The organism is Streptomyces sp. SCSIO 30461 (genome assembly GCF_037023745.1).
Taxonomy (GTDB): Bacteria; Actinomycetota; Actinomycetes; order Streptomycetales; family Streptomycetaceae; genus Streptomyces.
The window spans coordinates 4,184,693-4,198,659 of sequence record NZ_CP146101.1 but is presented as its reverse complement, the minus strand read 5'-3'; the positions used below and the strand labels follow the sequence as shown (position 1 = coordinate 4,198,659).

Genomic DNA, 13,967 nt, shown 5'->3' with positions numbered 1-13,967 from the left:
CCGGCACAGTGGCTCGGCGCACCGGACAGCCGGTGCCCCGAGCCCCGACGTGTTCGCCGATACGGCACCCTTGCTCGGGGATCCGGTGCCCTGAAAGCCTCGCCCGAGCCCGTCCACCGGGAGGTCGGAAGCTGCATGTGTCGATGGTGCGGTGGTAAACCACAGGGGAAGAGACACATTGAGGAGGGGGAAGTGGACATCGCTGCACCGGATGGCGGGGGAGCCCCGCTTGAGGAGTCCGTGACAGGGGCAGCGGCCTTGCCCGCCGAGATATTCGAAGGCATCTCGGCGGCTGCCTTCGCGGTCGACGACAAGGGGATCATCGTCGCGGTGAACGGACGATCCGAGAAGCTGTTCCAGATGGCGGCGAGCGAGCTCCTCCACCAGGACGCGCACGATCTGTTGCACCGTGACAGCCACGGTCACCCGTTGCCCCGCACCCGCTGCGGACTGCGGATGGCCCTTCTCACCCATCGCACCGATCACTGCGAGTCGGACTGGTTCACCCGCGGTGACGGCACCTTGCTCGCTCTCTCCTGGCTCATCACGCCCTACGAGCTCGATGCCGGAAACCACGGCGCCCTGGTGCTGTTCTACCCGCCGCGCGAATCGCAGGAAGCCCACCGGAACGACGCCGGGGCCTCCACGACGCTCACGGAACTCGACCGACTCGCCCTCCTCGCGGAGACCACCACCCAACTCACCTCCACGCTCGACGTGGACGAGGCACTGCGCCGTCTGGCGGCACTGACCGTGCCCCGGCTCGCGGACTGGGCGGTCGTCGACCTGGTCAACGAGGTGGACGAGGTCAGGCGGGCCCTGGTCATGCAGTATGCGGACGGCGTCCTGATCGAGCGCGCGGATCTCCAGGGCCCCATGCCGCCCGTACCGCAGGAATCGCCCATGCCGCTGTCACGGGCGCTGCGCGGCGCCGCCTCGACCCTGGCCAGCCCATCCACGTACCACGGGCCCCCGGACTCCGGAATCGCCGTCGAGCAACAGCGGCTCTTCACCGAGACGGATATGCACTCGGCAGCCATCGCCCCGATCCGCGGACTGCGCGAGGTACTCGGCGCCCTGACCCTGGGGCGCTCGCAGCGGCGTGATCCCTTCACCGTCTCCGACCTGCCGCTGCTGGAGGACCTCACCCGACGCGCGGGCCTTGCTCTGGACAACGCACGCCTGTACGAGCGGCAACGCACCGTCGCCGAGACGATGCAGCGGCATCTGCTGCCGCAACTGCCCACGGTGCCGGGGCTGCAGATCACGGCACGGTACGTGCCCGCTCCGCACGCTTCCCAGGTCGGCGGCGACTGGTACGACGCCTTCTCCCTCCCGGGCGGTGCGACGGCACTCGCGGTCGGTGATGTGGCGGGCCACGACCTCGACGCGGCGGGCGGCATGGCCCAGATCCGCAACATGCTGCGCGCCTTCGTATGGACGCACCTGGAGTCGCCGTCCGTCGCCGTGACACATCTCGACCAAGCCGTCATGCACATCGCTCAGGAGCCGATGGCCACCGTTGTTCTGGCCCGGCTCACGATGGCTGACGACGGATACTGGAGGCTGCACTGGACCAACGCAGGCCACCCACCGCCGCTCCTGGTCACAGACGACGGCCAGTCGCAGTTCCTGAAGGACGCGCACGGCATGCTGCTCGGCACGGGAAGCCCGAGCATCCGGACGGATGCCGTGGTCGCCCTGCCGCCCCAAGCCACCCTCGTCCTCTACACCGACGGCCTGATCGAGTCCCGGCGGCACTCTCTCGACGTCGGCATGGAGCGGCTCCGCAGACATGCCGCATCCCTGGCCCGGCGCTCGCTGGACTCCTTCAGCGACGCCCTGCTCGCCCAAGTGCGTCCGGACGACAACGACGACGATGTCGCCTTCCTCGCGCTTCGAACTCCGGATCCGGGCCGTGCGGGCTGAGCGCCTCGGTACGGGCCGTGGACCACGTGCACCGCGCTGCGGTGAATCGGGGGCGTAAGTGATTCGAAGCCGGGCACACGCATCGTAGCGCGACGCTGTCCACCAGTGAGTGTCCACCGGGAGCGCGCAGATCAAGACAGGTGGACTCGACGGGGAGGGGCGTGGATGTCCAGTGGGCTGTCGGCGCGTGAGGTCGCACTGCTTGACCAGCTCGAAGCCGCGCTGCGCGCGGCTCCAGGCGCGCCGGGGGCTTCTGCGCCCGAGCGGGAAGGAGCACGGCCGGCGGCGATCGCGGTCTCCGCTGCGGTGTGCGGCCTGCTCTTCCTGGCGGCGGCGGTCTCACGGTCCCCGGCCGTCGGATGGCTCGCGGTGGCCGTTTGGGTGACAGGGGTGCTCCTGGTCTCCAAGTACCTGGGACACGGGCCCTCATGGCCCGCGCGTGCCCCCGGACCGCCGCGACGCGGACCGCGGTGGTGAACCGGTGTGCGCCGGCTCTCCATCGGGACTCTTGTAGAAAGCCCTGGCGTTCACGCCGGGGATGAATGCATCTCAAGACTGCTCTGACGTGCATGATTAGGGCGTGTTGCGAAAGTAGCTCCGTCCGCCCGCAGGGCGGGGCCTGCGGCGTCTGGTGCGTGCGATCGCAAGGCGGAGGATCATCCCGTGGACACCGTGCCGGACAGCCTGCCCGAGCTGCAGACCGACGCCGGTACCGACCTCGGCCTGTCCGCCTTCGCTGTCCTGTCCGACGGTAGGAAGATCGACAGCCCGCGCTTCCCGCGCCGGGCGGAGAAGAAACTCAAGCGTCTTCAGCGGGAGCTGTCCCGTAAGGCCAAGGGATCGAAGAACCGGGCCAAGGCCCGCATCAAGGTCGCACGCCAGCACGCCAAGGTGGCCGACCGGCGTCGGGACTGGCACCATAAGGCATCCACGCAGATCATTCGCGACAACCAAGCGGTGTACGTGGAAGACCTCGCGGTGTCCGGCCTCGGCCGCACCCGACTCGCCAGGTCCGTACACGACGCGGGATGGTCCGCGTTCGTCGGCATGCTGGAGTACAAGGCGGCTCTGCACGGCCGCACCTTCGACAAGGCGGACCGCGCTTTCCCGTCCTCCCAGGTCTGCTCGGCCTGCGGATTCCGGGACGGTCCCAAACCCCTGCACGTCCGGGAGTGGACGTGCCGCGAATGCGGCACTGTGCACGACCGCGACCACAACGCAGCCCGCAACGTCCTCTTCGGAGGACGCCGAAACGTCGCCACCGGACGGGCGGAGACGCCAAACGCCCGTGGAGCGCCGGTAAGACGGACACCCGTACCCGCACAGCGCGCTGAAGCAGGAAGCCCCCGGAAGGGTCAGACCACCCAGGCCGGAATCCCTGGACTTTAGGCCAGGAAGCACGTCAAAGTGGTTGCCGCCCATTCCGATCACCGGATCTGCGAGGTATACGCGAATATGTCGACTGAGACGTTCGAGTTTCAGGTGGAAGCCCGTCAGCTGCTCCAACTGATGATCCACTCGGTCTACTCGAACAAGGATGTGTTCCTGCGGGAGTTGATCTCCAACTCGTCCGACGCGCTGGACAAGCTGCGCCTCGAGAAGCTGTGGGACGACTCACTCGACGCCGACGTGTCCGATCTGCACATCGACATCACCATCGACCAGGACAGCCGCACGCTCACGGTGCGGGACAACGGCATCGGCATGTCGTACGAGGAGGTCGGGCGGCTCATCGGCACGATCGCCAACTCGGGCACCGCGAAGTTCCTCCAGGAGCTGAAGGAGGCCAAGGACGCGGCCGGGCAGGAAGGGCTCATCGGACAGTTCGGCGTCGGCTTTTACGCCGGCTTCATGGTGGCGGACGAGGTCACCCTGATCACCCGGCGCGCCGGCGAGGGCCAGGGCACCCGCTGGAGCTCCCGCGGCGAGGGCACCTACACACTGGAGACCGTAGACGACGCTCCTCAGGGCACCTCGGTCACGCTCCACCTCAAGCCCGCCGACGCGGAGAACCAGCTCCACGACTACTGCTCCCCGTGGAAGGTCCGGGAGATCATCAAGCGGTACTCGGACTTCATCACGTGGCCCATCCGCATGCTGCCCGAAGCCGACCCCACCGCGACAGGCCCGGACGACGAGGCGCCAGAACCCGAGACGCTCAACTCCATGAAGGCACTGTGGGCGCGCTCGCGCGACGAGGTGACCGACGAGGAATACCACGAGTTGTACAAGCACGTCGGCCACGACTGGCGTGATCCGCTGGAGACGATCCGACTCCAGGCCGAGGGCACCTTCGAGTACCAGGCCCTGCTGTTCCTCCCCGAGCATGCCCCGCACGACCTGTTCACCCGGGACGCCAAGCGCGGTGTGCAGCTCTACGTCAAGCGCGTGTTCATCATGGACGACTGCGAGGCGCTGCTGCCGCCGTACCTCCGCTTCGTCAAGGGCGTCGTCGACGCCGCGGACCTCTCGCTCAACGTCTCCCGCGAGATCCTCCAGCAGGACCGGCACATCGAGATGATGCGGCGACGGCTGACGAAGAAGGTCCTGTCCACGGTCAAGGAGCTGATGGCCAAGGACCGGGACCGCTACGCAACGCTCTGGCGGGAGTTCGGCACGGTCCTGAAGGAGGGACTCGTCACCGACCCGGAGAACCGGGAGGCCATCCTCGCCTTCGCGTCCTTCGCGAGCACCGACCAAGACACGGAGCCGACCACGCTCAAACAGTACGTGGAGCGGATGAAGGACGGGCAGGAGGACATCTACTACCTGACCGGCGAGTCCCGCCGGAGCATCGAGGACTCCCCGCACATGGAGGCGTTCCGAGACCGGGGGATCGAGGTGCTGCTGCTCACCGACCCCGTCGACGAGGTCTGGGCCGACGCCGTCGGAGCGTACGAGGGCAAGCAGCTGCGCTCCGTGGCCAAGGGCCGGATCGACCTCGACGCCAAGGACGACGACACCCCCGACGCCGAGCGGGAGAAGCAGGCCGAGGACTACGCCGGGCTGCTCGCCTGGTTGACCGAGGAGCTGGACGAGGACATCAAGGAGGTGCGCCTCTCCTCGCGACTCACGGTCTCCCCGGTCTGTGTGGTCTCCGACGCGCACGACCTGACCCCGGCTCTGGAGAACATGTACCGCGCCATGGGCCAGGAGGTCCCCAGCGCCAAGCGGATTCTGGAACTGAACCCGGAGCATCAGCTCGTCAAGGGACTGAACCAGGCTTACAAGGAGCGCGAGGACCGTTCCGAACTCGCCGAGACCGCCGAGGTCCTCCTCGGTCTGGCAACGCTCGCCGAGGGCGGCCGGCCCAAGGAACCGGCCCGTTTCGTCAAGCTGATGGCGGACCGCCTGGAACGTTCTCTGTAGTCTCGTCGGTCGCCGCGATGCCGTCGGCGGTCTGCCCCGTACACCCCTGGGGCGGGTCGCCGACTCCGACGCACGCGGCTCGGTGGCGCGGCTTCCCGGTTTCTCCGGATCCGGCCGCCGCCTCCCGCACGGTGTCCGGATCATCTGAGTAGGCGTACTCAGGCCGCTGTGGATCTCCGTCGACATGATGAAGCGGCCGAGGAGAAGGAGTGCCGCCATGTCCCTGATCGAGACCGCCCCCGCCCGTACCGCCGACGCATCTGCGCGGTCCCGGCTTCTACCGCGTGTATGCGTCCTGATCGTGGTCGCCGGGCTCGCCCTGTCCGCCTGGGCACCGTACGACAGGATGGCCTGGCTGCTGGAAGTGGTGTGGGTGCTGGTCGGGTTGCCACTGGTCGTTCTGGCGTGGCGGCGCTTCCCGCTGACAGGGCTGCTCTGCCTGCTGCTCACGGCACACGCTCTGGTAGTGCCCGCCCAGCTCGCGCGCCGGGTCTCCGCCTGAGCACCGTGCCCGGATCAGTTGGGTCCTGACCAGTAGGCGCCTTCCCACAGCGCCAAGTCAGGGCTGAATTCGACTTCGACCCTGTCGGCCGCGTCCGGCGGAAGCGAGAACGCGTACTTGCCGACGGCTTGGGCGCCCGGCAGGACGTGCCCGGTGATCACCTTCTGGCGTCCACTGCCGTCGATCACCAGCTCCGCGGACGCCCCATCGGCGTCACTGACGTTCGGCAGCCCGGATTGGACCGAGAGCCGCTGCTTGCCCGTGTTCACGACCGTCACCGTCACCTGAATGGCCTTGTTCCCCTTCGCGTGACCGAACACGATCTCGTGCGGGACGAACGGCTTCGGCTTGGCGACGGTGACCTTAAGACCGTTCTCGAACGTGTAGGACTCACCGAACGACAGATGCCTGGCACGCTCCTTCGCGGCCTCCTCTTCCGCGGCCTTCTCAGCCGCCGCCTCGGAGGCCTCGGCCTCGGCACGGGCTGCGGCCTCGGACGCCTCGGCCCTGGCATGAGCGCTGTCGGAGGCCCTCATCACCGACACCACGGTGAAGACCCCACCGCCGACGGAGAACAGCAGGCCGGTCACACCCAGGATGACACCCGCCAGAGCCATTCCGCGGTTCGTCGCGCGTCCCTTCCGCGCATGGCCGAGCCCGATGAAGCCGAAGATCACAGCCAGCAGAGCCGGCAGCCACGCCATCCAGAACAGGATGACGACCATGCCGAGTACTGCGCCGACCGTGCCGAGCACCAGAGCCGTGATACCCATCGAGTTGTGCGGCTGCGGCTGCGGCGGCAGAGCCGAGTACGGCACCCCAGGCACGACGGTCGGCGTCGACGGCCGCGGACCCCACGGATCATGACGGGCCGATGGCTGTCCCGCGGCGTGCTGGGCGTCGGTCGGAGGGGGAGTGGTCACACACGATCCTTCGGGCGGTTGTTCGGTTTTGGTGAGTCAGTGACACTAGCAGTCGCCGAGCACGCTTTCTGACCATTAGTTGCGGGGAGACCGTCACCCTGCTTGGCTTCGCCTACCGCTACCTTCCGGTGCCCGACTGCCGTATGCCGGCGCCCCGGATCGCCGACGCCCTTGTCGCGCTTGCCTGCGCCCCGCCCTCGGGCGGCCGGCTCCGCATCCACTGCCGGGAGGGCCGCGGCCGCACCACCACCTTCATGGCCATGTGCGACATGACCAAGAACGCCAGGCAGGTTCGGCTCGACGGCATCCTGCGGCGCCGGTACCTCCTGGCAGGCGCCGGCACGGACCTCGCGGCCGATTCCTCCCGTGTCCCGGTCCTTCGGTCCATCTACGACCGTGCGCGCCACAACGACGACGGCTTCCGTAGCACTTTCACCCAATGGCCGGCCGCCCACCCGCACCCGACGGAGGACTACCCGCTCATGATGCTTCCGCCCCGCCGCTCCGGATCCAAGTAGCGGCCGCATTCGCCCCGGCTGACTGCTTGCGGGTGAATGGCGGTGCTTCCCACTCGCGTCGCCCCTCCGTGGACACCCAGGCCGGTTAACGTAATTCCGTGCCGCTGAGCTGTGCATTCGTGAACCTCAAGCCCGGAGTGGGTAAGACGACCAGTGCCGTCTGGCTGGCACACGCCCTCCATGAGTCGGGCCACTCGCCGCTGTTGGTGGACAGCGACCCCGCCTCGTCCGCGCTGCGCTGGAGCGAGCTCGCGGACGGCTTCCCGTTCCCCGTCATCGCCCTGCCGGTGGGCGACGTCCACCGCAGGGTGAACGACTTCCTGGGAAGGCGGCAGGCCGTGGTGCTCGATGCGCCGCAGATGGAGGACCATGCCCGCATCACACGCAGCGTCATGCGATACGCGAGCGAGTGGATCATTCCGGTGACTCCTGCCCCCATCGAGCTGGACCGGATGGCACCCATCCGTGTCGAGATGGAAGAGGTGCAGTCGCTGCGCCCCGAGCCGGCGAGGGCGGTGGTCCTGCTGAACCGCACCAACCGCCCTGATGCCACCCGCACCGGGCCCGACGCGGACGCCCGTGAGGCGCTCACCGAGTGGGGTTTCACGGTGTTCGACACCCAGATCGCACGGCTCGACCTGTATTCCCAGTCCTTCGGCAGCCCCGTACGGGCGAAGGGCTCGGCCTACATGGATCTCGCAGAGGAACTGATCAAGCGTCAGGAAGCGGCATGACGGAGCGCAAGGACAGGTATCGGGCGGCTCTGGAGCGCGGCGGGGACAGCACGGCCCGCCCTCCGAAGGGCACCACGCTGCACAGCAAGTACGTCAGTGTGACGATCGACGTGGACCCCGACCTGCGCGAAGGACTGATGCGCTGGGTCGGCCCGCCTGTCTCCCTGCTGGTACTCGCGGGTGCCACGCTCTTGCGCGCCGTATCGGGCGCCACGGCCAGGCTCCCCCTCGTCAGCGGCGGCGCCCGCCGTACATGACATCCATGGCGACTGTGCCCGCACTCCTGCGCCGGGAGCTCGGCGGCGCCTTCACCGCCGTCGAACCCGGTGGCGAGTCAGCCAACCCCGAAGCCGTCCTGCCGCCGCACTCCGTCCTGACGGAACACCTCATCGACGAGCCCGGCCAGCCGACACGAGCAGCACCGGACCAGGTGCTCGACCTGCTGCGCACCCGGCTGCTCGAGCGGGATCAGGATCCCGTGGTGAACGCCTGACCCGGGCTGTCAGACCGCTCGCCAGCGGGCCATGCAGAACGAGAACACACCGAACAGCGCAAGACCTGCGGCTGTGGCCATCATCAGCCATGGACCCGCAGCCGCGGCCGCGAAGGTACGCAGGGTGTCGTCCAGCCCCTTGGCCTCATCGGGGTCGTACATGACCGCCGCCCGAACGGCGAAACCGCCGGCCACCGCGAACACCAGGCCGCGCGCCACACCTCCGGCGACTCCGCATGTGTCCACCACCTGCCGCACCCGGCGGCTCATCTCGCCGGTCTTGAGGTGCTTGTGATACTTGCGCAGAGCCGCGCGTACGCCGATCCACAGCCCCGCACCCGCGATGCCGGAGCCTACGGCGCCCACGATCCACTGGCCGCCCGGCAGCTCCAGCGCGCGTGCCGTCAGGTCCCGCGACTGGCGGTCGCTGGAACCAGCGCCGCTCTCGCCCACTGTGAAGGCGAGCACCGAGTAGGCGACCGTTGCGTAGAAGACACAACGCACCGCCGACAAGGCGCGTTTGTGAGCCTTCCCACCGTCCGGTCCGGCCGCGCCGAACAAGGCCTCCGACAATCGCCAGAGCACCATGCCGATCAGCCCGATACCGAGCGCCCACAACACGGCGGCGCCGAACGGCTGTCCTCCGAGTGTCTCCAGTGCGCCGGAGCGGTCGGCCTCCTCACCGGAGCCGGAGCCGGTCGCCACCTGGAGCGCGATGATGCCGATGAGAAGGTAGATGACGCCCCGTGCCGCCAGTCCCCAGCGCGCTCCGGTCTCCACGACCGAACTGCGGGCTGCCCGACGTGCCGTGAACCTGCTCCGAAGAGTCAACGCGCGTGCATTCATGCATCCCGGTTGCCCACGAAATCCGAGGGTGAACGTGGTCGGTCTGAGCATTGGAGCTGTGAATGCGTGCTGCGATGGTCGGATCCCGGTGGGCGGCCGGTGCGTAACGCGGGCAGCGACATGTTCATTGACATGTTCATTTACGCGCTGTTGAACGGGGATCGGTGACAGGCCTGGCGCCGGGTCGTGCAGGTGATCGCGGGTGTGGCATCGCGACAGGTGCCACACCCGCGATCAGCGCTTCCGCGCCTGCTGTCTGCGCGGGGGTCAGCCTGCCACGCAGAACTCGTTTCCTTCGGGGTCCTGCAGGACGGTCCATGTCAGGGGACCGATCGAGTGCTCTTCCCCAGCGGAGGCTCCCATCGCCACCAGCCGGTCCACCTCGGCATGCCGATCCTCTGTGTGGAAGTCGACGTGGATGCGATTCTTCGCCTGCCGGGGCTCGGTGACCCGCTGGAAGCCGAGCGCCAGGGGTGTGGCTGCGACGATGACGAATTCACCGTCGAAGTCCTGGGCGATCTTCGTGTCCAGAGCCTTGGCCCACCACGCGGAGAGGGCGCGCGGGTCGGCGCAGTCGATGGTGATCATCTTCGGATCCAGAGTCATGTGGACACACTATGACCGCGGTTGTCGAACCTCGGAATCCGATTCTGTGCCTGTGGCGCCCCGAGCGACGGTTGCGTCACGTTCGCGCCCCCTTGGAGCGTTGGCCGTCCAGGGCGGCACAGGCGACCGCCGCCAGCACTCCTGCGGCCAGGAGACCGTTTCGGGACCGCCAGGACAGCACGGACCAGCGCGACTGGGCCGACAGCACGGAACCGGTACTCAGCCATGAGCAGGCCGAGATGACCGAAAGGGAAGAGCCGATCGAACCGATCGACAGAGTGCTGCCGATCGAACCGAACGACAGCACCGATCCGACCGATCCGATCGAGAGTACTGACCCCACCGAACCGATCGACAATACGGAATCGCGAGACCAGAGGGACAACGACGACTCTGCAGCAGGCTTGGACACAGGCCGATCGTACGGCCCGGGACCGGTCCGGACGCGTCATCCGCCCCGGCCGGGCTCCGGCCGGGGCGGATGACGCGCGAGGGGGCGGCACCAGGGCCGCACTGGAGACGAGCGCTCTACCGGGCTGCCGGGTACGCGGTGACCATGTCGCGGGCCGGGCTCTCCGGAACCGCCGGGACCGCCTCCTGTGGAGTGGCCGTCGGGTTGTAGCGCGCCGTGGACGTGGGGCTGAGGTTCTTGTGGACCGCGCGGGCGACGCGCTGGATGGTGTCCACGCCGTACTGCATCGTGCTGTTGTCGTGCGTCAGCACGGAGATCGTGTAGCTGTGGCCACCACTCGTGAAGGCGCCGACGCTGTGCACACGCCAGCCGTGCGTGGCCCGCGACAGCCAGCCGTTCTTGAGTTGGATGCGCGCGGGAGCGGCGGGTGCACCGGCCGAGACGCCCCAGCGCTGCGAGGGTACGACCTTGTACATCAGTCCCAGGGTGTAGCCACGCGAGGCGTCGGTGAGGACGTTGTTGCGCAGCGCCAGCAGGTTCATCAGCAGCATCTGGTCGCCGACGCTGATCTGGGTGAGGCCCCAGTAGCCGCCGGAGCCGGGGATGGACCGGGACATCTTCGCTGTGGTGAAGAAGTTCTGGATCTTCGTCACGCCGAGCTGCTTCCACAGCGTGGTCGTGGCGGCGTTGTCCGACTTCGTGATCATGGCCGTCGCGAGTTCCTTCTCGCGATCGGTAAGTGACCTGCCGGTCTTCTGCGCGTCCCACAGCAGGGTGGTCAGGACGCTGACCTTGACCACGCTGGCGGAGTCGAAGCGGTCGCCGCTGCGTAGTCCGCAGGTGGTGTTCGTGGTGTTGTCGCGCACGGCGACGGCGGCCGTCGACGAACGGCCCGTCAAGGCGGCCTTGATGTCGCTCGCGAGCTTTGTCGCGAGCCCGGCCTTGTCGGACGTGCACGTCACCGCGGGGGGCGCGGCCGAGGCAGGCGCAGCCGCGATCGCTGTCGGCAGGAGCACTCCGACGGCGACGGCCGCGCTGAGAGCGCCGCGTCCGCGACGGTGAGGGGTGAGGTGGTGAGTCATGTATCGAAAGACACATCGAGGGGAGAAAAGTTGTACGGGTGATACGTCTCGGCTCCGGACGCGTCCGTATCGCCCCGTCAAGACCTGCGCCGCGCCGCCCGTCGTCGGACGGCGCAGGAGGCGTTCCGTCGGCTTGTCGTTCGACCAACGGCCGGCGTCGAACGTGACTCGAACTTGATCAGTGTTTTCCCACTTCAGCGGAACGTGGGCGGCCCTCGTCTGATCCTGTGCCCAGAAGCCGGCCGAGCCGAAGAAGCCGACACCGCCCGCCCGCAGGGGGTTCAGGAACGTGCGTACGAGGACGATTTCTCCAGCCTGTGCACCGAAACCGTCCTGCGCTGGACCGAACAGGCCGCCCGGCTCGAAAGGCCGCCGCCCCGCCACCCGGCACGATGTGGGCAGTGTCGTTGCCACCGGCGAGGCATGCAGCCGCCCAGCCCACCGCAGAATGCGAGGCATGCAGCCGCCCAGCCCATCGCAGAAGTGGAACGAAGCCCGCCGCATTGCATGAACCGGCAGTCCAGGGCACCCACGACAACCACGCGGGCCGCGCATGGAGCAAGACGTGCGGCATGGACGATGACGGGAGCGCAGGCTTCATGCTGCCGCGGGGTGCGACAGGCTTCTTCGTGCCAAAGGAAGGTCCGCTTCCGGAAACCGACTTGCGAGCGTTTCGGACCCCGAGACCACCTGTGGGCCACCGACACCCCGGTGTCCGACTGGAAGGCGTTCCGCGTCACCGGCGTCCGCGCAGCCGGCTGAGCAGGCTGCGGGCCTGGGCACGCCTGCGCGGGTCCGCAGCCGCGCGCCTGGCGGACGACACGGCGCGACGGCCCTGCGGGCTCTGAGCGAACTGCTTGAGACGTGACATCAATCCGGGCATCGGTCCTCCTGCGAGCGTTTCCCCTCCGCATACCCGGTGCCATCCGAACGATGTCCGTGCGGCCGGAAGCCGTCGGGCAGCCGGGTAGGGCCCGGTGCCGCAAACCTCGTCCGTCGCCGGTGGCCGACCCGAACGTGATGCCCACCTGGCTGAGGGGCCGTCTCACGGCCGCAGCACCACTTTGATGACGCCGTTCGCCCTGCGGTCGAAGTCCCGGTAGAAGCCGGCCGCTTCGTCGAGCCTCGCATGATGGCTCACCACACGCTGGGGCTCGGCCCTACCGGAGATGATCAAGTCGCGCAGCAGCACGGTGTAGCGGCGGTCGTGCGTCCGGCCGAAACCGACGTGGACGCCTTTGTCGAAGAGCGTCGCCCAGGGGACGCGGAGGGAACCGTCCTCGTGGCCGGTGGACGCCGGCGTCCGGTCCTTCGCCGCGTACACCCCGGCGACGCCGATCCGACCGGTCGGATTCACCAACGCCGCGAGATCCGTGATGACCTGGCGGGGATTCTCGGTCGAGGGATCGGTGCGGTCCGCCGCCTGGAAGCCGACCGCGTCGATCCCGCAGTCCACACCGTCCATACCGTCCTCCCCGGGCGGCAGGGCACCGGCACACCGGTGCGCGCGGATCTGGTCCACCGGGTCCCCGTCACGGAAGTCGACCGGCACCGCCCCGTACGAGCGCGCGACCGCCAGCCGCTGCGGTACCTGGTCCACCACGAACACCTCCCTCGCACCGCGCAGGAAGGCGGAGTGGGCGGCGAGCAGCCCGACCGTGCCGGCGCCGAAGACGGCCACGACGGCGCCCGGGCGCACCCCGGCGAGCTCGGTCGCATGCCAGCCGGTGACGAAGGCGTCGGCGAGCATGACGAACGCGTTCTCGTTCGCGTCTCCGGGTTCACCCGGCAGGGGCACGCAGTTCGCGTCGGCGAATGGGACCCGGAGGAGTTCCGCCTGAGCCCCGCGATACGGCCCCATGCCGGCGTACCCGTATGCCGCACCGAAGCCTCCCGGGCGGACTCGGGTGCACGCCGCGCTGAGGCCGCGGGAGCAGTTGATGCAGGTGCCGCAGTACAGATGGGTGGGGATCACGACGCGGTCGCCAACGGACACCGTTCGCACTGCCGACCCGGTCTGTTCGACCACTCCCAGCGGTTCGTGCCCGAGCACGAGTCCGGGTTCGGCGCCCGTGCGGCCGTCGTACATGTGCAGATCGGTTCCGCAGATGGCGCTTGAGGTCACCCGGACGATCACGTCCGTGCTCTGCTCGATCCACGGGTCCGGTACCTCCTGCACGGACACCGCGCGCGTTCCATCGAACACCACAGCCTTCATGACACTCCTCGTCCCCTCGTCCCAGGACGCACTCGCCGCATCGCCGGATTCCGCCCGACGGTCGCCCGACGCCGTGTGCTGCTCGGTTTCACATCGTCACGACGATGGCGCCGGTGGTGCCGCCCTCTGTGAGGGCTCCGATGACATCGTTCAGCGGCTGCTTCGAGATCGATCACCACGCCGCCGTTCTCCGACGCAGCGGGCGGGTCGACCTGTTCGAGTACCACCCGGGTACCCCAGTCGCACAAACGGGACACCAGCACCGGCGTCGCTCCGATCGTCTCGTGTCTTCCAGATGCGATCCGGGCGCAGCCACCCTGAGGCACGGCTACTGC

Annotated in this window: 15 protein-coding genes and 1 pseudogene; 9 read left to right on the top strand and 7 right to left on the bottom strand. The window is 68.4% G+C overall.

The genetic code is table 11. The features are described 5' to 3' along the window. Positions 1-198: 198 nt before the first annotated feature. From V1460_RS18640 to V1460_RS18620, 5 genes and pseudogenes are all read left to right on the top strand, one after another. Entirely contained in the window at positions 199-1,929 is a 1,731-nt protein-coding gene (locus V1460_RS18640) for a SpoIIE family protein phosphatase (protein ID WP_407077625.1), read from the top strand. Between the two features lie 165 nt (positions 1,930-2,094). Beyond that, complete coding sequence (locus tag V1460_RS18635; protein ID WP_338674776.1) at positions 2,095-2,406, top strand: hypothetical protein; 312 nt, start codon at positions 2,095-2,097, stop codon at positions 2,404-2,406. A 186-nt stretch (positions 2,407-2,592) separates the two neighbouring features. Further along, positions 2,593-3,318, top strand: a pseudogene (locus V1460_RS18630) (RNA-guided endonuclease TnpB family protein); the annotation flags it as partial. A gap of 66 nt (positions 3,319-3,384) precedes the next feature. After that, positions 3,385-5,298 carry a molecular chaperone HtpG gene (htpG, locus tag V1460_RS18625; RefSeq protein WP_338674775.1) on the top strand — a complete coding sequence of 638 codons (1,914 nt, stop codon included), beginning with the start codon at positions 3,385-3,387 and terminating at the stop codon, positions 5,296-5,298. A 217-nt stretch (positions 5,299-5,515) separates the two neighbouring features. Beyond that, on the top strand, positions 5,516-5,800 hold the full coding sequence (locus V1460_RS18620; RefSeq protein WP_338678399.1) for a hypothetical protein: 285 nt from the start codon (positions 5,516-5,518) through the stop codon (positions 5,798-5,800). Between the two features lie 14 nt (positions 5,801-5,814). On the opposite strand, the gene V1460_RS18615 is transcribed toward V1460_RS18620, so the two are convergent. Then, positions 5,815-6,723 (bottom strand): DUF4190 domain-containing protein, encoded by a 909-nt coding sequence (locus V1460_RS18615; protein WP_338674774.1) that lies wholly within the window; start codon positions 6,721-6,723, stop codon positions 5,815-5,817. A gap of 68 nt (positions 6,724-6,791) precedes the next feature. On the opposite strand from V1460_RS18615, the gene V1460_RS18610 reads away from it, so the two are divergent. The 4 genes from V1460_RS18610 to V1460_RS18595 all read left to right on the top strand — a co-directional run bounded on the left by V1460_RS18610 (position 6,792) and on the right by V1460_RS18595 (position 8,468). After that, entirely contained in the window at positions 6,792-7,241 is a 450-nt protein-coding gene (locus tag V1460_RS18610) for a hypothetical protein (RefSeq protein ID WP_338678097.1), read from the top strand. A 98-nt stretch (positions 7,242-7,339) separates the two neighbouring features. Further along, the gene (locus V1460_RS18605; RefSeq protein ID WP_338674773.1) at positions 7,340-7,975 is read left to right on the top strand and encodes a ParA family protein; all 636 of its coding nucleotides are present in this window, start codon (positions 7,340-7,342) and stop codon (positions 7,973-7,975) included. Beyond that, positions 7,972-8,232: a hypothetical protein gene (locus V1460_RS18600; RefSeq protein WP_338674772.1), complete on the top strand. Its 261-nt coding sequence runs from the start codon at positions 7,972-7,974 to the stop codon at positions 8,230-8,232. The genes V1460_RS18605 and V1460_RS18600 overlap by 4 nt, the downstream gene beginning before the upstream one ends. A 5-nt stretch (positions 8,233-8,237) precedes the next feature. Next, complete coding sequence (locus V1460_RS18595) at positions 8,238-8,468, top strand: hypothetical protein (RefSeq protein WP_338674771.1); 231 nt, start codon at positions 8,238-8,240, stop codon at positions 8,466-8,468. A gap of 9 nt (positions 8,469-8,477) precedes the next feature. Here the strand turns inward: V1460_RS18595 and V1460_RS18590 are convergent, their stop codons facing one another. The 6 genes from V1460_RS18590 to V1460_RS18560 form a co-directional block, all read right to left on the bottom strand. Next, positions 8,478-9,314: a DUF1206 domain-containing protein gene (locus tag V1460_RS18590; RefSeq protein WP_338674770.1), complete on the bottom strand. Its 837-nt coding sequence runs from the start codon at positions 9,312-9,314 to the stop codon at positions 8,478-8,480. Positions 9,315-9,581: 267 nt separating this feature from the next. Beyond that, positions 9,582-9,920 (bottom strand): VOC family protein, encoded by a 339-nt coding sequence (locus V1460_RS18585; protein WP_338674769.1) that lies wholly within the window; start codon positions 9,918-9,920, stop codon positions 9,582-9,584. 76 nt (positions 9,921-9,996) lie between these two features. Next, positions 9,997-10,332, bottom strand: coding sequence for a hypothetical protein (locus tag V1460_RS18580; RefSeq protein ID WP_338674768.1), 336 nt, complete (start codon positions 10,330-10,332; stop codon positions 9,997-9,999). Between the two features lie 116 nt (positions 10,333-10,448). After that, positions 10,449-11,414 carry a serine hydrolase gene (locus tag V1460_RS18575; RefSeq protein ID WP_338674767.1) on the bottom strand — a complete coding sequence of 322 codons (966 nt, stop codon included), beginning with the start codon at positions 11,412-11,414 and terminating at the stop codon, positions 10,449-10,451. 736 nt (positions 11,415-12,150) lie between these two features. Then, a complete protein-coding gene (locus V1460_RS18565; RefSeq protein WP_338674766.1) occupies positions 12,151-12,297 on the bottom strand; it encodes a hypothetical protein in 147 nt (48 codons plus the stop codon). A 162-nt stretch (positions 12,298-12,459) separates the two neighbouring features. After that, positions 12,460-13,632: a glutathione-independent formaldehyde dehydrogenase gene (locus V1460_RS18560; RefSeq protein WP_338674765.1), complete on the bottom strand. Its 1,173-nt coding sequence runs from the start codon at positions 13,630-13,632 to the stop codon at positions 12,460-12,462. Positions 13,633-13,967 lie beyond the last annotated feature (335 nt).